Here is a 22297-nt window from a genome sequence, read left to right on the forward strand (position 1 = left end):
ATTTATTTAAAATTCAGTTTACTACTCCTTTTCTATTTTCACACGACTTCAATCTTCACATAATTTTTTAATTCCTCTATTATCTCTTTGTTTTCCTCTCCAGAAGTTATTATTTTCTCCACATCTTCAAAAGTAGCAAAAGATACCATTGCGACTTTCCCAAATTTGCTGCTATCTGCTACTACAATTACTCTGCTGGCTGACTTTATCATGGCTTTTTTCGCTTCCGCTTCAAAAATATCAGAGGTGGTAAGCCCTTTTTCTAATGAAATGCCACCTGTCCCCAAAAACAATATGTCTATATTGTACTTTCCTATACAGTTTAAGGTTTCAAATCCTACCATCGAATGATTATCAGGCTTTAATTTGCCTCCGGTAATAAAAAGATTGATGTCAGGATTGTTGGCGAATTCTGTAGCAATGTTTAATGCATTCGTCACTACCGTTATGCCTTTGAAATTTCTGATGGCCCGGGCTATGTGATATGTGGTAGAACCGGCATCTAAAAATATGACATGGCCTTCTTCTATTTCTGACACAGCCCTTGCTGCTATTTTTTGTTTTTCTTCTATATGCTCTTTAAATCTTTTGACAAGGGGAGGAATAATGATATTTTCTTTCAATACTGCTCCTCCATAGTTCCTCTCCACCAGTCCTTGTTTTTCCAACTCTTCCAAGTCTCTTCTTATTGTCTCATCAGAAACATTAAACATCTCGCAGAGTTCAGATACTTTAACGACTTTCTTTTTTAAAATAATCTCTTTAATCTTATCTCTTCTCGTTGAAACAAGCATTTACTTCCTCTCCTACACTTATTAGTCATTTTTATTCTTTCCATAAAGAACGTAATCCAACACCTCTCCGGGGCACAAATTAAAAACACACATTTTGTTTGTGGATTCTATTGCTTTTAGTATACTAATTCTACATAAATCCAAAAAATCCTTCTTTGTTTTAAAATTTTTTTCTTGGTTTTTATGGAATTTATGGAATTGAAAAAAAAAAAAAAAAAAGGAATCCATAAAAGGATTCCTTTTAAATATTATTTATTCAATACATCTTTATTTACTAAAGTGCGAGGCACTCTTCCTTCTATTACATCAATTATGTTTTGAGCCACAAGTATTGACATGTCCCTTCGCGCTTCTTCTGTTGCACTTCCTATATGAGGAAGCATTACGACATTGTCAAGCTGTGCGAGTTCTTCTTCAAACAGAGGCTCTCTTTCATATACATCTAAGCCCGCTGCATATATGTCCTTGTTTTTTAGCGCTTTTACAAGGGCTTTTTCGTCTACAACAGGACCTCTTCCTGTATTTATTAATATGGCAGACTTTTTCATCAATTTTAATTCTTTTTCTCCAATCAAATGTCTTGTTTCAGGAGTTAATGGCACGTGTATGGAAACAAAATCAGATTCTTTTAACAAAGTATCCAAGTCTACATATTGAGCTCCTGTCTCTTCTTCAAACTCTTTCTTAGGACTTCGTGCAGTGTACAAAATCTTCATGTCGAAGCCTTTTGCCATTTTAGCAAAAGCTTGTCCTATGCGGCCTGCACCTATTATTCCTAATGTCTTGCCTGTTACGCCTTTTCCTAAGAAAAGCATTGGCGCCCAACCTTGGAATTTTCCTGCTCTCATAAATTTATCAGATTCTACCACTCTTCTTGCAGTTGCAAAAAGAAGAGCCCAAGCCAGTTCCGCAGTTGCATTTGTCAAAACATCAGGAGTATTTGTTATGTAAACTCCTCTTCTTGTAGCTTCTTCTAAATCTATATTGTCAAATCCTACAGCATAATTTGCAACAATTTTTACTTCTTTTGCAGCTTCAAAAAACTCTTTGTCTACTTTGTCTGTAAGCTGTGTGATTACAGCATTTTTGCCCTGTACTTTTTCAAGTAACTCTTCTTTTGTAAGCATTCTGTCGTAAGGGCTTACTTCTACCTCGCAATACTCTCTCAAAAGATTAACTCCTTCTTCAGGAATAGCCCTTGTCACAAAGACTTTAAACATTGGTATCACTCCTCCAATTAAAATATGTTAATCAATACCAAAAATATTGGTATTGTCAAAAACGAAACCAAGTTTGTAACAAACACCCCTGCAGAAGCAAAACTATTTTTTTCGCTCATTTGCCTCGCAACAATGGCTACTGTCATCATCGTTGGCATTGCTGCCTCTAAAGCTGCAACCTTTTTGGCATCAAGGGGTAAATTTAAAAAGTACACAATCCCAAAAGCTATTAAAGGAGACAAAATGAGTTTTATTATTGCTGCAAGATAAACAAAATAGTCTATATTGCTTTTTTTGATTATATACATGTTCATCCCTATAAACATTATAGCCAGAGGAATAGTTACACTACCTATCATTTGTGCACTTTTCAGTATTACATCTGGTATTTTGATTCTTGATATCACTATTAAAAAACTCAAAGCAAGAGAAGCAAAAGAAGGATTTAGAAGTTTTTTGAAACCATTTATATCAAAAGATTTTTCTTCAGACAAAATCCAAACTCCTAAAGTCCAAAATAAAGCTGTGTGCCCTAAATCGTAAAGGATAACATAAGGTATACTTTTATCTCCAAATAAGGCAATGTTTATGGGAAGCCCTAAAAATAAAGTATTGCTAAAAGAGGAGAGGGCATATAATGCATTTTTCTTTTCTTCTGGAGCTTTAAGCAATTTAAAAAGAGCCATTGAAACTAATAATGTCAAAACTAACGTGGAGGCACTTACAAAAGGCAGTATGTAAGCAGTTCTAAGTAGTGCTGGCGTATAATTAGAATACATGTTGTGAAAGATAAGTAAAGGTGTTGTAACTAAAATGATTAAATCCGCCAGCATTTTAAAATGTTCTTCTTTAACTAATTTTATATAGGTGATATAATACCCTACTGCCATTACAATAAAAAGCTCTACAAGTATTTCTGCCATTTTTGATATGACCATTTTGTTCCACCTCAATTGCCCTTACTTTTGATTATACCATAAATTTTAACTTTATATAATTAAAAGCAAAAGCTCAACCGCTGTGGTTGAGCTCAGTTTGTTGACAAAGTTAAAAAATATTCAAAGGAGATATTTTGCATCGTCACTCCGATGTTCCAAAGCGACAAAACTAAACTCGACCTTATGCAAAATATCTCCTTTACGAAAGTTTGTCTACAGTCTGAGCCCAACCGCTGTGGTTGAGCTCTTTTGTTTCTACTTTACAAATTGGCTTAAGTGTTTTAATCCTAAAAGAAGCCCTTCTTTTACTTTTTCTTCACTGCCTTCATATAGAGGGTCTTCATGTTCTATGCTTATTACCCCATTATATCCATTGTCTTTTAGCGCCTTTATAAACTTGCCCCAATCTACATTTCCCATACCTGGCATTCGGTATCTCCAGTATCCAAATTCGCCATGCGTTCCTGTGTAAAGCTGTCTGTTGAAAACTCCATATCGCTTAAATTTATCCTCAAACACTTCTGTGTCTTTTGCGTGTACATGAAATATTCTATCTTTAAACTCTGGTATCACATCTATATAGTCTATAAACTGCCAAACAAGATGGGAAGGGTCAAGATTTAAACCAAAGTTTTTAGAAGGTATCCTTCTAAACATCTCCTCCCAAAGCTCTGGTGTAAAAGATATGGTTCCTGGAAGGCCAGGTACCTGCCATCCTTCCATAGGGCAATTTTCGATTATAATTTTTATTCCTTTGTCTTCCGCATAGCTTATTATATCAGTAAAAACTCTTTCAAATTCATCAAAATTGTCTTTTATGCTCTTTTCAATGTTTCTCCCTACAAAAGTCCCCACCATGTCAGTCCCAAGCATTTTAGCTACATCAATGCACTTTTTTAAGTGATTGTTTATAAACTTTCTCTTTTCTGGGTCTCTGTCAAGGTTGTTGTCATAATATGCAAGAGATGAAATTGTGAGCCCGTACTCCTTAAAATATTTTTTTATTTCTTCCGCCTCTTCAGGTGTGAGATTTTCTACATCTATGTCACTGGCAGAATAATCCCTCGTATTGTCTTTAGGCCAGCAGGCAATTTCCAGTGATTTAAACCCATTTTCACTTGCCCACTTAGCTTTTTCTTTAAGAGGCATATTCCCAAGACATACTGTTAAAAATCCTAAATACATCTACATTTCCTCCTCTAAAATCTTTTTAAATTTTCAAAACTAATTTTCACACTTTCAATTGGAGGTCTTTTACACACATCCTGTTCAACAATTAGCCATTTAACTCCATTTTCTTTTGCAATTTTTATTACTTCTTTAAAATTGATAATTCCATTTCCTATTTCAGTAAAAGACCTGTCCTTTTTATCCATGTCTTTTAAGTGAATTAAAGGTAGTCTATTGGAGAATTTTTTAAGATATTCTAACGGGTCAACTCCCGCATATGTAACCCAATACGCATCGATTTCAGCTTTTACAAGGTCTTTATCTGTATTTTTGTAAAGTATATCAAGTCCATATTCTCCATCGTATATTTCAAATTCGTGATTGTGGTTGTGATAGCAAAACTTAAGTCCCTTTTCCCTACACTTTTCACCTATTTTATTAAACAACTTTGCTGTTTCAATATAATCCTCTCTTGACTTGTACTCATTCCACGGACAGACGATGTATTTATTGCCTATTTCAAGGTTATAATCTATCACTTCCTCAAGATTGTTTTTCAATAAATCTATTCCTACATGACTACCAGCAGCTTTTAATCCTAATTTATCAAGCGTTTTTCTTAATTCTGATGCTTTTAAACCGCCATATCCTGCAAATTCCACTCCTTCGTATCCTATTTCCGCAACCTTTTCAAGAGTACCTGTAAAATCTTTTTGTGTCTCCTCTCTCAAAGTGTAAAGTTGAAGTGCTATAGGTATACTCATTTTAATTTTTTCCCCCTTTAACCTAAAACTATTTCCTTACCTTTTTCAGCTGATTCATAGGCACCGTCTATTATTCTCATGAGAATTGCCCCTTCTTCAGCAGAAGCCAGAGGCTCTTTGTCATTTTTTATGCAGTCAACAAAATGTTCAAATTCATTTAAAGGCGACTTTGGATAATTGGTGTCGGGAACTATTTCAATCAATGTCTCAACAATTTCCGAAAATACTTTAAGCTGTCCGTTTTTAAACCATATGCCACCTTTATCACCTAAAATTTCATAGTAATTGTAATCTCCCTCAATGTTGGAAGCCCAGCTGAATTCAAAGTCAATTGTGGCACCATTTTTAAGCCTTACAAAGCCTACTGCCATATCCTCCACATCGTAAATTCCATCCCCGCTTTTTGCATAATTCCAGCTGTTTAAACTGTTGCTATTTGAAAACTTAGAATAAGTAGCTGCTGACACAGATTGCACCTCTGGGTATCCCATGAAATACAAGACTAAGTCTAAAAAATGTACACCTAAATCAATTAATGGACCTCCTCCAGACAATTTCTTATTTGTAAACCATCCGCCCTTTCCAGGAATGCCTCTCCTTCTCCTCCAGCCAGTCTTTACATGGTATATTTCGCCTATATACCCTTCCTCTATATATCTTTTTACAAAGAAAGATTCATTTGTAAACCTATTATTTAATCCTATCATAAACTTCCTTTTGTATTTATTTTTTGATTCAATGACCTCATAAGCTTCCTTTGCATTTAGAGTTATAGGTTTTTCACAATGCACATGAATTCCCTTTTCCATCGCTTTTATAGAAATAGGCGCATGTAAATAATTTGGGGTACACACGCTTATAAGGTCTAGTTTTTCTCTTGCAAACATTTCTTCATAATCTGTATAAACGTGAGGTATATTGTACTTTTCCGCTAATCTTTTTGCAGCCTCTATATCCGGATCAGATATGGCTACAATTTCAACATCTTCTACTTTTGAATAACCATTTAAGTGTTTGTAATCAGCAACTGACCCTGCACCAACACATGCATATTTAAGTTTTCCCATACAAAAGCCTCCATTTACCTGTTAAAATATACTGGTTCTCCTGTTTTCGCAGATGTATAAATAGCCTCTAGTATCTCAGTTACTACAAGAGCTTCTTCTGGTTTTACAACAGGCTCTGTATCGTTTATGATGCAATCAATCCAAGCTTTTGCTTCTAAAAATCCTGGGTCATCTGATTTACCTTCATAGAAATCTACTCCACCTACATCAGTAGAAACTTTAGTTGTATAAAGCCTTCCAAATTTCTCTCCATTTATGCGAAGTCCATCTCTCATGTCAGCTCCGCCTTCTGTTCCACACAAAGTGGTCATAGCCTCGCCAACCTCTAAAGTATTTAAAGCCCAACTGGACTCTAATATAATGGTAGCCCCATTCTCCATTACTATAAATCCAAAAGCTGAATCTTCAACTGTGAACTTTTCAGGGTCCCATGGTCCCCAAGCATTCGCAGCATTTGCCTTTTTGCCTAATTTATAGTAGGCGCTTCCCATTACAACTTTAGGCTTATAGTTATTCATCATCCACAATGTCAAATCAAGGGCATGTGTTCCTATATCGATTAAAGGCCCACCGCCTTGCTCTTCTTCATTCAAGAAAACACCCCATGTAGGTACCGCGCGGCGACGTATAGCATGAGCCTTAGCAAAATATATTTCTCCTAGTTCACCATTTTGACAAACTTTATGTAAATATTGTGAATCTGGTCTAAAGCGATTTTGATACCCTATAGTCAATTTTTTATCTGTTTTCTTATATGCTTCCACCATTCTTCTGGCATCTGCAGCAGTCTTAGCCATAGGTTTCTCACACATTACATGTTTCCCTGCATAAAGAGCATCAACAGTTATGTCTGCATGAGACTTGTTGGGAGTGCAAACATGAACCACATCTATCGTTTTATCTTCAAGAAGTTTTTTGTAATCCGTATATACTTTCGCGTCTTTTGTACCATATTCCTTTGCCGCTTTCTGAGCCCTCTCTTCTATGATGTCACAAAAAGCCACCATTTCAACATTGCCTAGTTTTGCCAAAGAGGGCATGTGTTTGCCAAAAGCAATTCCTCCACAACCTATAATTCCTACTCTAAGTTTTTCTTTTACCATAAAAATTCCTCCCATGATTATATTTAAATTTGTATTTTTAAGACAAAACTTTATTCTTTATTTTACTGTCGACTCTCTTATTATTAACTCATGTTCTAAAAAAATCCTCTGTGGTTCTTCTAATTTGCCACTCATGTGTTTTATCAGTAGTTCCATAGCAACACACCCTAAATCGTATTTTGGCTGTGAAATAGTTGTAAGCATAGGGTCATACATAGAAGCAAAGCTTATATCATCAAAGCCTACAACCGCTATATCCTCAGGGACTTTAAGCCCCTCTTCCTTTATCGCTCTTATAGCTCCAATAGCCATGATGTCAGAAATTGCAAATATAGCAGTAGGCCTTTCTTCCATCACCAAAAGCTGTTTCGCTGCTCTTACTCCGCTTTTAAAGCTGTAATCTCCGTATTTTATAAGCTTTTCGTCAAATTCTATTCCTAAATCTTCAAGAGCTTTTTTATAACCCGCTTCCCTCTGCTTCGTAGATACAAAGTTATTTTCACAGCTTATCATTCCTATTTTTTTATGTCCTAAACTTACCAAGTGCTTCACCGCTTTATAAGCTGCAGAAAAATTGTCTATAGATACATATGAAACGCCAGCTCCTTCTATGTATTCACAGCACTGAACGACAGGATAATTTTGGCCTATCAATGTCAATTCTTCTTTTCCCATCACAGGCGCCATAAAAATAACGCCATCTGCTAATCTGTTTTTTAAAATTTCAAGATATACTTTTTCTCTGTTAATATCAGAATCAGTATTGCAAAGCATTACATTGTAACCATTTTTATGGGCTACATCTTCTATTCCTTTTACAACCCTTGCATAAAAAGGATTTGAGACATTAGGCATCAAAGCCAATATCATTTTCGTTTCAGAACGTCTTAAATTTCTTCCAAGGAGATTTGGATGATAATTTAATTCTTTTATCGCTTTTAATACTCTTTCCTTTGTTTCTTCAGACACCGAGTCACTGCCATTTAAAACTCTTGATACTGTTGCAACAGAGACTCCCGCTCTTTTAGCAACTTCTCTAATATTAGCCATTGTAACCTCCTGTGTAACAGATTACATAATATTTTTCATTGATTTTCAGAGACATAGCTAATAAAATGTGTAACGCATTACATTTACTATTATACCTCTAAATTAAAAAAATCAATAGCAACAAATAAATTTTCATACTTTTATTTTAAATTTTGTTTTTTTATTTAAAAAAGACTGCCGAAGCAGTCTAACAAAATAAAAAGCATCGAAGTAAAAATACTGTACCTCGATACTATATTTTGCTGTTAAAATATTCTTCTGAAACTTGAAGCTGATTTTTTAAAATCTCTTTCCATAAATATTTTGGAATTTCACCACTTCCCATTGAAACTTTTGTCCGTCTAACATTGCCATTTTTATCACGTTTAACGTAGAAATAATGATCCGTTTGTTTATATAACTCCCAACCGTCTCTTTCACAAAAACGCTTTAATTCTCTCCACGTTGGCATTTTATTAGTTTTTTTACTCCTTCATGACTATCTTGTAATAAGACATTTAAAATATATGGTAAATGTTTTTTACGGTTAGGAGCTGAATACCAATATTGAAAGTCGTTATAAAAATCTTCTGCATATTCAATTAAATCATTTACTAAACGATTTAAAGCTTCTTCTTCGTTTTTTCCATTAGCAACAATATCAATTTCGTTTAATGAAATTGTTACACTCCCATCCTCTTCTTTAAAAATATTTGCTGTAAATGTATATACTTTTAACATTTCTTTTGCCATTTCTAAGTTTGAAACAAAAATATAATCTTTTGTGCGCTTAATAATTTTTGGCTTTTCACGAATGACCGAATTGATAAAATCACTCCATTCATTTCGAGCATCTGTTGCATTCACTGTAAACATTTCATTCATTCCCCCTTTTTCACCTCCATTATATCATATTATGTAGACTTGTGCAAAATTCAGAAGCCTTCATTTAAGCCATTCTACAGACATACTTTTTCCTATCACTCTTGAATTTTTTATCTTTTATGTAGGATTTCCCCTCCCATTTGTCGAATTATTATATATACCGCATAAAAATATTTTTTAAGGAGGGGGAAATCCTACATGTACCAGCTTCAATTACTTTTAAATATACCTGAACTCTTTACTTCTCTGTCTAAAATTGATTTCTATTCTTCTATGTTTAAAAATCTAGACTTGTCTTCAATACCTGAATTCCCTTCCTCTAGTCCTGGCCGTAAGGGTTATTCTCATCATGCAATGTTTAGAGCTTTTATTGTTATGAAAGCTGAAAGATTCGGTACAATTTCTGACCTTTTAGATTATCTCCGCAATAATCTTATCATTGCTCATCTTTGTGGCTTTAACATCCTTAAACCTCTTCCTTCTTATTGGACTTTCCGCCGTTTTATTAATGAGTTCTCTCATGATTATTTGACCTCTATCTTTCAAAATCAAGTCAATATCCTCAAAAATATGGGCATTATCTCTGGTGAGTTTATTTCCATGGACTCTACCCCTATTAAAGCTAACACTAAGTTAAATAACCCTAAGTCTTTTTCTAAAAATAAATTCTCTAAAGATAATCAGCCTAAGTCTGATAAGGATTGTAAATTAGGCGTTTATTCTGCTTCTAATGATTCTTCTAATAAACGTTATAAGTTTTATTGGGGCTATAAAAATCATATTATTGTTGATGCTATCTCTGGATTGCCTATCGCTGAAACTACTACTCCCGCTGATGTCCCCGATTTTGAAGTTGCTTTGTCTTTACTTGAAAAGACTAATAAGTGGTTTAACCTTAAGTATGTTAATTTTATTGCCGATAAGGGGTATGATGTTAAGAGAGTTTATAATTTTGTTAGAGATACTCTCCATGGTCATTGTTTTATTCCTCTTAACAAGCGTAATTCTAAAAATCCCCCACTGACTGATGATGGTTATATCGTTTGTGAAGCAGGTATTAAAATGCTCAAAGACGGCAAGCAGTATTTTGATGGTTTTATTAAGCAAAAATTTGTTTGCAAGTTCTGTAATTCTAAAGATGACTCTGCCTGCCCTATAAAGCATCCTAAATATTTTAATGGCAAAAAGCATAGAGGCTGTACTAAGTATGCTATTATATCTTCTGATTATAGGTCTTCTATTAATAGAGACTCCCTATATTTTAAGGCTGTCTATAGACTAAGAGTAGAATCAGAAAGATATAATTCTCGATTTAAAGCTCTGGATTTTGAAAAGGCTTATGTTAGAAATATTAATTCTGTCAGCAACCTTAATACTTTTGGCCATATTACTTTGCTTACTGTCGCTATTGTAGCTATTAAACTGGGTAAATTTGATGAGTTTAAGTCCCTTATTGGTCTGATGCAATCGGCTTAACTTTTACTGAATTTAGTTCATGCCATTTTTTAACATTTGACTTCTACAGGATATTTATGCCCTTTTTTAGCTCCTCTTTTTGTCTTTTCTTTTCCCTTACCACTTTCTTTATGTTTTATTGTCAGTTTTGATTACTATATATTGTATATCATACATATTCTGGTTTTTGATCGTGATTATTTTTATTAATTTTGCACATCCCTATCATATTATGTGCAATATGTACAGTATGTACATATTGCTAAGTTTTTATACAAAACAAATTTATTCCGCCTCTTTGTGAACCGAATTTTCTTTTTCTGTAATGACATATAACCTACCTTGTAAACAATGCTTGACTATGAAATTTACCGCTTGATTCAAAAAGTTGTTGAGGTAATTTCCTCTTACAAAAAGCTCAACCACAGCGGTTGAGCAAAACTATCATTCTAATGTTTTTATCTGCTCTTCAAGAGCTTGTATCTTATTTTTAAGGTATTCTAATTGCTGTAGTGCTTGTTGTTTTTGTTGCATCATCTCTTCTTTTTCACTGCCTTGCTGTCTTAATTCTTCCATCTTATTTTTAACTGTTTCAACTATTTTTTGTTTGCTATTGTCAAAAAACTCCATAGCTTTATTAACAGCATCTTGCATCTCTTCTATGCTCTTTTCTATTGAGGGTTTCATATTTTCTTTTGCTTTTGGGTAGAGCATTAAACTTAAAGCTGCTGCTCCAATCCCCCAGTAAAGCTTTCTGGAGGAAAGAAATTTTAAAATACCCATTTTCTTCTCTCCTCCTCTCTTTTGTTCCATTAATATTTTGCCCTCAATTTTTTATATAATTTAATGTGTTATTTACCAAAAATTATAACTTTTGTTATCGCTTTATATAAATCCTTTGCATTATATTTTTCACTAATTTTAGAAAAATATTGTAAAAATTCTCCTATTGTCTCTTGCCATAAATTTACTATTTCATTCTTTTTAGAGGGGTCTTTTTTATATTCCTTAAAAGACAATTCCATCGCATATTTTAAGGCATCAACTGCCTTTTGAAATTCTTTTTATGTCATCCATTATTATTTACCTGGTTACCCAAACTATACAAAACTGTACAGTTCAGATAGCTGGGGTATTTGTAGTCCGCCTTTCAGGCTTTCCCTGCCCCAGCAGGCGGTATTTGGGAAAACCATAGCCCCTGCCCCAAGAAGCAGGAACTCACGCCCTTATGGGTCTCCCCACTTACCCTGAATTAGTAATTCCTTCAGGGTAGAGAAGTCTCTTGGCACTTTCTCAGGGGAGAGTGGTGTTACCACCGCTACCTTGAGAACTTGCCAGAAATTATAGGCACTAAAACTTGTTCCATCCAGAGGTTCTAGCACCCTTCCTGGCTTACTCTCAAGGCTTTGTAAAAATTTTATTGCCTTATCTATTTCCTTTAAATGCTTTTTATTTATATGCTTGTTTCTCACTGTTTTCTTTACATGCTCTTTTAATTCTTCTAATTCATCTACAGTCAATGCATTGAGAAACTTTATATAATTATCTGGTATCTTTTCTTGCAGTCCCAACCCTCTTCTTGCTATTACATAGGCCGCTGCTATATCTTTTGTTATCATATACTGCGGTGCATATTTCAACATCCCTATTATTGAGGTGTAATAAGGATTGACTTCTATTACTTCTATCCCTTCTCTTTTTGCTAGTGTTTTTATTTTTGAAAGAAGTGATTTATAGCTGAAACTATGTTTTATCCTTCTTGATTTTCTCCCTGAAAAGTCTCCTCTTTTGCCTTTTTCTTTTATTTCTAATTCTTCAATTACTAGTGCTTTTCTTTTCTCTGTTGCTATTTTTACTATCTCATGAGCATATTGCCATCTGAAATATTCTCTTTTGTCTTTACTGCCACTTGCAAGCTCTGTCATTGGTATTTTATTATAGCTTATTAGATTGCCTTTTTCATTTGTCTCTGCCCATGATATGTTGTCTGGATATGCGTTTATATCTATTCCTATGACTCCTTTTTCTTTTGTTATTTTTATTTCTGGATATTCTTCTTCAATAGCAAAATAGGCGTATATATTGCCATTCTTGAGTTTTAATTCTACAGAGTAAGGTATGCTTGATTGGGCAATTTCCTGAAGGAGTTCTTCTCTTTTTTTATTCTTTTTGTAGCCTGCTTCTATTCTGGCATAGACATATTTTCTTTCTCCTACATTTATCCTTAAGAAAGTACCATTTTCTTTTGCTTCTATCCTTGTGTTGAGATTTCCTTTTTTGCTTTTATCTCCTCTTGAATAGAGATTTCCTTTTCTTTTTTCTTGCCACTTTGTTTTTAGCTTTTGATATTCTTTGCCGTTTATATGGCGTTTTTTTAATTTCCGAAATAAATCTCTTCCTCCAAAGATGACTTTCTTTGGATTATTTCCTGATTCTCTAGCAGATTCCAGTGTGCTTTTTGCTTTCATTATTGCATCATCTACGTATCTTGAGTTTAAGTTAAAAATCCCTTGAAGCTCTCTTTTTAGTGTGTTTCTATCATAACCTTCTAAGAGTCTCTTGTATGCAAATCTCATACAGGAAGACCATCTTCTCATTAAATCCAGCACTATTTGTTTGTCATCTTGACTTAAAAAAATAAGTTTAGCCTGTATTACTATCATGTTTTTTACCACCTCTTTTGTCCATAAATTCTTGCTGCAAATGAGGTGACTATTGCTATTAAGTCTTCTGCTAGTTCTTTATTTCATTTACTTCACTTGCTATTTCGGATATGACTTCATACTGACATCCTTGGGAATTAGCATACTCTTCAAGCCTTCTAATTTGATTCTTAAGATATTCTTCTTGTTTCTTTGTGGACACTCTTGCATACAAAACTACTTTAGGTTTTGGTGTTTCTTCCAGCATACCTAATAACTTCTCTATATCTTCTTTTTTGTACCTTCCTCTTCCTTTTGCTGTTCTAACTGGGGTTATTAATCCTTCCTTTTCCCAGTTTATTAATGTAATTCTGCTTATATCATACAGCTATTTAACCTTTTTTATAGTTAATAACATTCATCATCACCCAATTAAAATTATATCATTTTTTACTACTAATTCCAACTGTTTTGACCTTCAAAAAAGTATAATCTAAAGATAATATATGAAAATTATCACGATAGTGTCACAAAAAATAAAAGGCTTTGTAGCCTTTTTACAGACTGTAGACAAACTTTCGTAAAAGGAGATATTTTGTATCTTTAATTAACTATATTTATACTGTTACCACATTTCCTACACTTATTGCCTTCCAATCCTTTTACATTAACATACCAGTTTTGCCTCTCTACAAGCAAATTACCGCAATAAGGACAATGGGTATTATTATCAAATCCCATTACATTCCCTACATAGACAAAATCTAGATACTTTTTCCCAATTTGATAGGCTTTTTCAAGAATAGAAATAGGAGTAGGAGGATTATTTAGTTTGTAGCGTGGAAAATACCTTGAAAAATGTAAAGGTATATTTTTGTCAATTTGAGAAAGCCATTTTACTAAGTTTTCTATTTCTTCTTCTTTGTCATTTAAATCAGTAACAACTAAATTAGTAACCTCTACATGACAATATTTCGAAACTTCTTCGACGGTCTTTAAAACGGGTTCTAATCTTCCGCCGACAATCTTTTTATAAAAATCTTCTGTAAAGGCTTTTACATCTATGTTCATGGCATCTACATAAGGAAGTATCTTTTTTAATGGTTCTAAATTTATATATCCGTTTGTCACAAGTACAGTTTTTAACCCCTCTTTTTTAGCCTCAATCAATCCATCGTGTACATATTCATACCATATTAAAGGCTCGTTGTAAGTAAAAGCAATCCCTATATTGTCTCTTTGTCTTTTTGCTGCAGCAATCAATTGTTGAGGAGAGATGTAATCTCCCTCCCATTTTTGATGTGCTATTTCCCAATTTTGACAAAACTTACACTTTAAATTGCAGCCATAAGTCCCCACAGAAAATATATATCTGCCTGGATAAAAGTGATAAAGAGGTTTTTCTCAATTGGGTCCATTGCTACAGAGGTTATAATTCCGTAATTTTCAGTCACTAATGTTCCGTTTATATTTTTTCTCACATTACAGACTCCGTACTTTCCTTCATTTATACGGCAATTGTGAGGACATAATAAACATTCTACAACATTATTCTCTAGTTTTTTATAGAACATAGCCTCTTTTAACATAGTAAAAGATACCATTTCTCCATCAACTTAAATGGAGAAATGGCTTCTCCCTCCTTTTTACCTTACTATTTATGTCTTTCAACTTCAAATTTTTCTATTGTGTAATCCTCATCTGGACTAATTCCAGCTTTTCTCAAGGCAATAGAAATTTGTTCTTCAACGCTGTCTACTCCTTCTAAGTCAGGTAAAAGCAATCCTGAACGATAGCCTTTTCTCACTATTACTCCGTACTTTTTGGGGTTAAGTTCTTGTTTTGATTTAACAGGTTGAGGAGGTGTCAAAACATCCACTGAATACTCAATATCCTTCAGTTCATACTCCTCTACAGGTTCAAAGCGAGGATCTTCAAAACCTGCACTTATGGCATTTTTTATTATTTCTTCTGCTATATTCTTTCTCTGTGGAACTACTGTACCTATACATCCTCTAAGTTCCCCATCTTTGTGAAGAGAAACAAAAACTCCCGCTCTTCTACTATACATCTCCTCCGGTAAGCCCTGTGGTACTGGCATTAGCTTTTTATTTTTCACATAATATTCAAGGCTTTCTCTGGCAAGTTTGACATATGGGTCTTCTTTTTGCCTTATCTCTTCAATCCTTTGTCTTTTTAACCAGTACAACTTTTCTAAAAGGCTTGTTCCCTTATACTGATCCACTTCAAATTGCGCAACACCATATCCTACGCCAAATGGCCCTTCATGGGATAATACTTTCGCTTTGACCTCATAACCATCAAGAACTCCCAGCATGACACAAACAGACCTAAACCCACACTCTGCGGCTTCTTCTATTAGTCTTTTGTCCATGCCTATTATTTCTTCCACTCTCATTTCGGAAAGCAAATTTAAAAGCTTGTTGTCAAAAATTTCTCCCTTTGGCGTATAACCATTCGGACTATTGGGAGTCAATTTGTGAGATAAATCCCCACTGGCGATAAAAACGACTTTTTTGTTTGAATTTCTTATAGCATCTCCAATTGCAGTGCCAAATTCATAAAGCTGTTCAAAAGGCAAAAAGCCATAGGAAATATGAACTAATTTGAAAGTAGCATAATGTTTTGTCACAAAATACAAAGGTACCATTGTTCCATGGTCAAGTTTTTTTGAAATGGCGTATCTTTTGATTAATTCATCATTTATCTCTGCAATAGGTATATCTTTTTTCTCGATTCTTCTACAATTTTTTCAACAAGTTCTAAATCATTCTCAAATTCAAACCTTACACCTCTTGCACCAAACTGTCCAAGGTCTCCTTCTAAACGAGGAAATGTAGTAACTGTTACAGCATCTCTAAAAACGTATCCATGAGGAGTGATAACTATTACTGTATCAGGCTTTTTTCTTTTATGTTGCTTGAAACAGTATTAAGTGAATCTATCGTCTTTTGAATCTTTTTTCCTCTCCTCGCCCTACTTCAGGGACGATTATCGGTGGATGAGGCATGAGATAACAAGACAACAAGGTTCCCATTTTTTAACACCTCGAAATGTAATTTGTCTTCATATATTGATTATACCACAATAATAAAAGCTTCATCCCAATTAAATTAACATTAGAGTGAAGCTTTTTAAAAATTACATAATAACAGCAATATCAATATCACTTTCACTAGTATCATTGCCTTTCGCATAAGAACCATATAAATAAGCTTTCTCAAATGTTCATTTCTTTTTTGACTAATCCGGCGTATTCTCTAGCAATCTTTTCTACGGTTTTTCTATCAATGAAAATAACTATTATCTCATCACCTTTACCTTCTCAATGCTTAAAGTGGTAAATTCATATTTTAAACTACCATACCTCATTCCTTATCTTTCTTTATATACTTCCTAATTACTCCCTCAAAAATAATATCTATTACATAGGCTGAAACACTTGCTAATATTATAAAGAACAATATTGGCATAATGTTTGCGAGAATCAAAGCAGTTAACAACGTCAAAATTATAAGTATTGTTTGGGGTAAATGTCCAAGACCTAATAAAAAAGAGGTTTTCCATAAGCCAAAAAGTTTCCCCTCATAATATTGAATTGTTAAAAAAGTGTATACCAATGTGATTAAAAACATGAGTCCCATTGACAATAACAAACCAGCAAGAATATATGCAAAAGCTGTGTTTTGTTGTATAAAAAATCTCACGTCTACATAAAGTATTAAAATAACAGCAACAGTAATCACAAAGTTTATAAGCATCCACCAAAAGTGTTTTTTAAAGGCTTTCCAAAATTCTTTCCAGACTCCTTCTCCTTCGTCTTTTCTTAAAAGATGTACAGAACGAAAAAGAGCTTCTGTGGATTGAAAAACTGTCACAACAGGAAGGGAAAATACAATCCACAGAAGATTTAATATCATTAAATCGCTTATGAAATAGGCTATGTCGTAAAGCTTTGAATCTCTCATTGCATTTCACCTTTACATTTGTTTTAGTAGTTTTTTATTAATCTTACCTGTCGGAGTCTTAGGAAGTTCTGACACAAATTCAAAATGCTTTGGAATCTTATATGAAGCCAATTTATCCTTTAAAAAGCTTTGAAGCTCTTTTCTATTAGCTTGAGTTCCTTCTTTTAATACCACAAAAGCTTTGACTTCTTCTCCTTTCAATGGATCACCCACTCCTATCACAGCAGCTTCTAAAACATCTGGATGTTCTAACAAAGCATCTTCTACTTCCCTCGGATATACGTTAAACCCACCTAATATTATCATGTCTTTTAGTCTGTCTACAATGTAAAAATATCCGTCTTCATCTTTTTTGGCAAGGTCGCCCGTGTGGAGCCAACCACCTCTTAAAGTCTGGGCAGTTTCTTCTGGCATGTTGTGATAGCCAACCATTATATTAGGTCCTCTTAAAACAAGCTCCCCTACTTCTCCCACAGGAAGTTCATTGTCATTTTCGTCCACTATCTTTGCTTCAACACAAGGAAGTGGCAATCCCACAGACCCTGGCTTTCTTATTGCATTAGGCTCTAAAGGATTTAAAAGTGCAACAGGAGCTGCCTCACTTAAACCATAGCCTTCTACAAGAGGAAAATTGAATTTTTCCTCAAATCCTCTTTGTATCTCAGGGGCTAATGGAGCTCCACCTGATATAGCTAACCTTAAAGCTTTAAATTGTCCCTTTTCTGCCATTCTCATAAGGACTGCAAACATCGAAGGCACTCCGCAAAATACAGTTACATCTTCTTTTGTCAGTGTCTCCAATGTGTCTTTTGGCATAAAACTTTCTTTTATTGTAATAGCAGAACCCAAATAAAATCCAAGAAGTATGTTGACTGTCCAAGAAAAGCTGTGAAACAAAGGCAATACACACAAAAAGTTATCCTCTGGTCCTAAGTCAGATACATCGTCTAATGCTTTTACATCAGCAATGAAGTTATTGTGAGTAAGCATCGCACCTTTAGGTTTCCCTGTCGTTCCAGAGGTATATATATACGTACATACCTCGTCTGGTTCTATTTCAACATGTTGAGAAGGACCCATTTTTAAAATTGCATTAATGGTATTTTCATCTAAAACGACCACATTTTTGAGATTCAATCTTCCTAATTGAGACTTATCAATTTTTTGAGCTATTAAAGGATGAATGACTATAGTATTAGCACCTGATTCCATAATTATATATGCAATTTCTTCCAGTGTAAGCATCATGTTTAGCGGTACAACAATTGCTCCTGCTTTAGATGCTCCCATAAAAGAAAAAATATATTCAGGGCAATTGGGAAAACTCAATGCTACTCTATCACCTTTTTTAACACCTATTGATTGAAAGAAAGAAGCGTACTTATCTATGAGAGAGTCAACTTCTCCGTAACTATAGATTCTATCTTTAAACTTTATTGCAACATGATCGTCAGGCACTTTTGCGTTTTTGTGAAGTTCATGAATTTTCATAATTATCCTCCTTTAACTTAATATGGCAGCACCGATGATCCCTGCATCATTTCCAAGCTCTGCTTTCCTTATGTCAGCATATGGTAAGTCTTTGAATAAAATATTCTCTGCCACTTCTTTTTTAAGAGGTTTTATGAGAAAATCCCCTGCATTTGCAACTCCGCCACCCAATATTATCACTTCAGGGTCAAACATGTTTATCACATTTACAATCCCAATAGCTAAGTATTTGACGTAGTCATTGAAAATTCGCATGGCGTCTTCATCATACTGCTTCGCAGCATCAATTACGTTTTTAGCCGTTATGCTGTTTATATCTCCATTTGCAAATTTTAAAATAAGAGAATTGGGATTCTTCTCTACCGCCTTTTTCCCTTCTCTTATTAAAGCAGTTGCTGAAGCATATGTCTCTAAACATCCAATTTTACCACAGTTACATCTTATACCATTGTCTCCTATCACTATGTGTCCAAGCTCAGGTGCAAAATGATGTGCACCATTGTATATTTTACCATCAAGGATAAAACCAGAACCTACTCCTGTTCCTAAGGTAATTGTCACTGAGGACTTAGAACCTTTGCCAGCCCCATATGCTGCTTCTGCCAAAGCTGCTACATTAGCATCATTGTCCATATATATTGGCAAATCAATGTATTTTCTTATTTCTTTTGCAAGAGGGACTTTTGTCCAAAAAAGATTCACCGCTCGTATTACTATGCCTCTTTCGCTATCTGCTACACCCGGGACTCCTATTCCCATTGACTTAATATCACTTCCACTTAGATTACTCCTCTTAATAAGTTCTATAGCTATATCCGCTATGTCTTTGGCAACTGCTTCATAACCCCTTTCCGGTTTTGTCGGCCTGCTACCTGTAGCTACTATACGTCCCTCTTCATCCACCAATCCAACAGCAATATTAGTGCCTCCAAGGTCAACACCAATTCTCATTCTTCCTCTCCTCCAATTTTCCGTTTTTTCTCTTTAAGATATTCTTTTATTTTTCCAACATCAGTATTAAGCACTAAATCCTCAGTTATACCAGCATTTTTAATAACTTTGAGAGCTTCCTCAAACCTTCCTACATCAAAGCTTACATGGGCATCGCTTCCTACAGCAATTTTTACTCCCATTTCTTTCGCTTTTTTAGCAATGAGAAAACAATTTTCTTCACTGCCCTTTCTTGAACTTACAAAGGAGCTGTTGTTTATTTCAATAAATTTGCCATATTCTTTAGCAGCCATTAAAACTTTTTCAATATCTATTGGATAGATGGGATTCCCAGGATGTCCTATTATATCTACATAAGGGTTTTTTATAGCATTTATAATAGCTTTTGTGTTTCTTTCTATATCGTCACTTGGTTCAAAACACACGTCATGCAAACTGGCAATCACTATATCTAGTTTTTTAAGTATTACTTCTGGTAAGTCTAAATTTCCTTCTTCATCCATTATATTAGCTTCCACCCCTTTTAATATCTCCACCCCCTCTATTTTTTCAGGTAACACTTTTAAATTTCCAAAATACCAAAGGTGAGCAGCTCCTGGCATTTTAGGCCCGTGGTCTGTCATACATATAAGTTGAAGCCCTTTTTTATAAGCCTCTCTTGCGTTTTCTGTAATAGTGCTGTAAGCGTGACCGCTGGAAATTGTGTGAGTATGAGTGTCCAAAACTAACTTCAACTTTATCCTCTCCTTTTAATTCCCTATTTGTTTTAATAATTTTTTGTTAAGCTCATGGGCAGCGTTGTACCCCATCTGTTTTTGCCTGTGGTTCATCGCTGCTACTTCTACTATTATCGCGAGATTTCTTCCTGGCCTTACAGGTATAGTAAGCTTTGGAACTTTGACATCTAAAAATTTAATATATTCATCTTCTAATCCTAATCTGTCATAATATTTATCTTCATCCCATTCCTCCAATTGAATGACTAAATCTATGCTCATTGTATTTCTAACAGAACCCACACCATACAATGTCTTTATGTCAAGTATGCCAATACCCCTTATCTCAATAAAATGCCTTATTATCTCCGGTGAACTCCCTTGAAGCTTGTCCTCACTTATCTTGCTAATCTCCACTGCATCATCAGCAACTAACCTGTGTCCCCTTTTGATTAGCTCTAATGCTGTTTCACTTTTACCTATGCCACTTTCTCCTAATAAAAGAACACCTATACCATACACATCTACAAGGTCTCCGTGAATAGTAATTTGTGGTGCTAACTTTTCATCAATGTAATTAATTAATCTATTTATAAACTTGGTAGAAGCTTCTTTTGTCCTCAAAAGATATCTATCGTACTTTTGCGCAGCATCTATAAGCTCTTGACGAATATTTAAATCTCTCGTTACAATAAGACAGGGAATAGGGTAATTAAAAAATCTGTCTGCTCTTTCAGCTAATACGCCATCTGGCAGCTGTTCTATAAAAGTTGTCTCGACTTTTCCTATTATTTGCACTCTTTCATAAGCAAAATGCTCATAAAAGCCGGAAAATTGTAAGCCCGGCCTATTTACATCACTTGTAGTTATATCTATTTTATTATTTTTGGCCTCAACAATGACTTCTAAATTTAAATCCTTTATCAAAGTTTCAACAGGAATCTTATCCACTTTTTCACCTCCAGCCAGCAACAAAACGCTGCATTTAATTCAATTATATTATTTAATGTAAAATAAGTAAATAGACAAAACCTTTTCTTCTTGGAAGATGTAAATTATAATATGTTTATAGCCATATAAACTTTTGAGGTGAAAAAATGTTAAGGCAAAGACTTCTTAGACTTTTAAAAGAAAACAAAGGGGAATATATCTCTGGGCAAAAACTTTCTGAACAACTCAACGTTTCAAGAACTGCTATATGGAAACATATAAATGAATTAAAAAATGAAGGATACCAAATAGAAGCCCATCGCAAAATGGGGTATATATTGCTTTCTGAACCTGATTTGTTAACTTATGAAGAAGTATCACCTTATCTCTCTACAAATTTCTTGGGAAAATATTACATGCATAAATTAGTTATTGATTCCACAAACAACTTTGCCAAAGAAATCGCATCAAACGTTCCTGATGGTACAGTAATTATTGCCGAAGAGCAGACAGCAGGAAGAGGACGATTAGGAAGAAGTTGGATATCTCAAAAAGGCTGTGGCATCTGGATGTCTATCATTTTAAAACCAAATATACAGCCGAAAGAGGCAATTAATCTCACACAAGTAGCGGCAATTTCTGTAGTTAAAGCTATTGAAGAAGTATTTCACGTAGAAAGCAAAATAAAATGGCCAAATGATATAATACTAAACAATAAAAAAGTGTGTGGAATATTGACAGAGATGAGTTCAGAAATTGACAAAATAAACTATGTGATAATAGGAATTGGAGTCAATGTAAATTGTGACAATTTCCCTGAAGAATTAAAAGGCAAAGCCACTTCCTTGTACTTAGAAACCAACTCTAAAGTTGATAGGAAAAAACTTACCGCCAGCATTTTGAATAACCTGGAATTTTATTATAATGCATATCTACAAAAAGGCTTTGAATACATAAGGCCTATATGCATTGAAAAATCCATAACTATAGGAAGGCAGATAAAAGTCATTGCCAATGAGGGTGAAATTGAAGGAAAAGCTGTCACTATTGACAATAATGGAAGTTTGGTAGTAGAGACTAAAGAGGGCAAAAGACTTAGTATTATGTCAGGAGATGTGTCTGTAAGGGGGTTACTGGATTATGTTTAAGCGTC

At 34.3% G+C, this 22297-nt stretch carries 19 protein-coding genes and 5 pseudogenes; 2 read left to right on the plus strand and 22 right to left on the minus strand.

Features of this window, described 5'->3' with window-relative positions:
- Positions 1-38: 38 nt before the first annotated feature.
- The 10 genes from OEI98_RS11205 to OEI98_RS11250 form a co-directional block, all read right to left on the minus strand.
- Complete coding sequence (locus OEI98_RS11205) at positions 39-794, minus strand: DeoR/GlpR family DNA-binding transcription regulator (RefSeq protein WP_004404792.1); 756 nt, start codon at positions 792-794, stop codon at positions 39-41.
- A 248-nt stretch (positions 795-1042) separates the two neighbouring features.
- Positions 1043-2014: a glyoxylate reductase gene (gyaR, locus tag OEI98_RS11210; protein ID WP_019907902.1), complete on the minus strand. Its 972-nt coding sequence runs from the start codon at positions 2012-2014 to the stop codon at positions 1043-1045.
- 17 nt (positions 2015-2031) lie between these two features.
- Entirely contained in the window at positions 2032-2952 is a 921-nt protein-coding gene (locus OEI98_RS11215) for an AEC family transporter (protein ID WP_019907903.1), read from the minus strand.
- Positions 2953-3207: 255 nt separating this feature from the next.
- Positions 3208-4137, minus strand: coding sequence for a sugar phosphate isomerase/epimerase family protein (locus OEI98_RS11220; protein WP_003869399.1), 930 nt, complete (start codon positions 4135-4137; stop codon positions 3208-3210).
- Between the two features lie 14 nt (positions 4138-4151).
- Positions 4152-4886 carry a sugar phosphate isomerase/epimerase family protein gene (locus tag OEI98_RS11225; protein WP_266037966.1) on the minus strand — a complete coding sequence of 245 codons (735 nt, stop codon included), beginning with the start codon at positions 4884-4886 and terminating at the stop codon, positions 4152-4154.
- A 17-nt stretch (positions 4887-4903) separates the two neighbouring features.
- Entirely contained in the window at positions 4904-5953 is a 1050-nt protein-coding gene (locus tag OEI98_RS11230; RefSeq protein WP_003869401.1) for a Gfo/Idh/MocA family protein, read from the minus strand.
- 14 nt (positions 5954-5967) lie between these two features.
- Complete coding sequence (locus OEI98_RS11235; RefSeq protein WP_003869402.1) at positions 5968-7056, minus strand: Gfo/Idh/MocA family protein; 1089 nt, start codon at positions 7054-7056, stop codon at positions 5968-5970.
- Positions 7057-7113: 57 nt separating this feature from the next.
- The gene (locus OEI98_RS11240; RefSeq protein ID WP_003869403.1) at positions 7114-8106 is read right to left on the minus strand and encodes a LacI family DNA-binding transcriptional regulator; all 993 of its coding nucleotides are present in this window, start codon (positions 8104-8106) and stop codon (positions 7114-7116) included.
- Between the two features lie 232 nt (positions 8107-8338).
- On the minus strand, positions 8339-8557 hold the full coding sequence (locus OEI98_RS11245; protein WP_003869404.1) for a type II toxin-antitoxin system HicA family toxin: 219 nt from the start codon (positions 8555-8557) through the stop codon (positions 8339-8341).
- Positions 8536-8961, minus strand: coding sequence for a hypothetical protein (locus tag OEI98_RS11250; protein ID WP_003869405.1), 426 nt, complete (start codon positions 8959-8961; stop codon positions 8536-8538). The genes OEI98_RS11245 and OEI98_RS11250 overlap by 22 nt, the downstream gene beginning before the upstream one ends.
- A gap of 207 nt (positions 8962-9168) precedes the next feature.
- On the opposite strand from OEI98_RS11250, the gene OEI98_RS11255 reads away from it, so the two are divergent.
- Complete coding sequence (locus OEI98_RS11255; RefSeq protein WP_266037972.1) at positions 9169-10446, plus strand: transposase; 1278 nt, start codon at positions 9169-9171, stop codon at positions 10444-10446.
- A 423-nt stretch (positions 10447-10869) separates the two neighbouring features.
- Here OEI98_RS11255 and OEI98_RS11260 read toward each other — a convergent pair whose 3' ends face one another.
- The 12 genes and pseudogenes from OEI98_RS11260 to hprK all read right to left on the minus strand — a co-directional run bounded on the left by OEI98_RS11260 (position 10870) and on the right by hprK (position 21165).
- Positions 10870-11208 (minus strand): hypothetical protein, encoded by a 339-nt coding sequence (locus OEI98_RS11260; RefSeq protein ID WP_003869406.1) that lies wholly within the window; start codon positions 11206-11208, stop codon positions 10870-10872.
- 68 nt (positions 11209-11276) lie between these two features.
- Positions 11277-11502: pseudogene (locus OEI98_RS11265) on the minus strand (hypothetical protein).
- Between the two features lie 149 nt (positions 11503-11651).
- On the minus strand, positions 11652-13088 hold the full coding sequence (locus OEI98_RS11270) for an IS200/IS605 family accessory protein TnpB-related protein (protein ID WP_266037976.1): 1437 nt from the start codon (positions 13086-13088) through the stop codon (positions 11652-11654).
- Positions 13069-13455: pseudogene (locus OEI98_RS11275) on the minus strand (recombinase family protein). Before OEI98_RS11275 ends, OEI98_RS11270 begins: the two are co-directional and overlap by 20 nt.
- Before the next feature lie 215 nt (positions 13456-13670).
- Positions 13671-14671, minus strand: a pseudogene (gene amrS / locus OEI98_RS11280) (AmmeMemoRadiSam system radical SAM enzyme).
- A gap of 50 nt (positions 14672-14721) precedes the next feature.
- A pseudogene (gene amrA / locus OEI98_RS11285) lies at positions 14722-16125 on the minus strand (AmmeMemoRadiSam system protein A).
- Between the two features lie 104 nt (positions 16126-16229).
- A pseudogene (locus OEI98_RS11290) lies at positions 16230-16277 on the minus strand (hypothetical protein); the annotation flags it as partial.
- A gap of 179 nt (positions 16278-16456) precedes the next feature.
- The gene (locus OEI98_RS11295) at positions 16457-17056 is read right to left on the minus strand and encodes a YesL family protein (RefSeq protein WP_266037978.1); all 600 of its coding nucleotides are present in this window, start codon (positions 17054-17056) and stop codon (positions 16457-16459) included.
- Between the two features lie 12 nt (positions 17057-17068).
- Positions 17069-18547, minus strand: a complete 1479-nt coding sequence (locus tag OEI98_RS11300) for a long-chain-fatty-acid--CoA ligase (protein WP_266037980.1) — start codon at positions 18545-18547, stop codon at positions 17069-17071.
- 12 nt (positions 18548-18559) lie between these two features.
- Positions 18560-19498 (minus strand): ROK family protein, encoded by a 939-nt coding sequence (locus OEI98_RS11305; protein WP_003866607.1) that lies wholly within the window; start codon positions 19496-19498, stop codon positions 18560-18562.
- Complete coding sequence (locus OEI98_RS11310; protein ID WP_266037984.1) at positions 19495-20232, minus strand: phosphatase; 738 nt, start codon at positions 20230-20232, stop codon at positions 19495-19497. The genes OEI98_RS11305 and OEI98_RS11310 overlap by 4 nt, the downstream gene beginning before the upstream one ends.
- A 15-nt stretch (positions 20233-20247) precedes the next feature.
- Positions 20248-21165 carry an HPr(Ser) kinase/phosphatase gene (gene hprK, locus OEI98_RS11315; RefSeq protein ID WP_266037985.1) on the minus strand — a complete coding sequence of 306 codons (918 nt, stop codon included), beginning with the start codon at positions 21163-21165 and terminating at the stop codon, positions 20248-20250.
- 146 nt (positions 21166-21311) lie between these two features.
- Here hprK and OEI98_RS11320 point away from each other — a divergent pair, with 146 nt between their 5' ends.
- On the plus strand, positions 21312-22292 hold the full coding sequence (locus OEI98_RS11320; RefSeq protein WP_266037986.1) for a biotin--[acetyl-CoA-carboxylase] ligase: 981 nt from the start codon (positions 21312-21314) through the stop codon (positions 22290-22292).
- Positions 22293-22297 lie beyond the last annotated feature (5 nt).

Source organism: Thermoanaerobacter sp. RKWS2, assembly GCF_026240795.1.
GTDB classification, from domain to species: Bacteria; Bacillota; Thermoanaerobacteria; order Thermoanaerobacterales; family Thermoanaerobacteraceae; genus Thermoanaerobacter; species Thermoanaerobacter ethanolicus.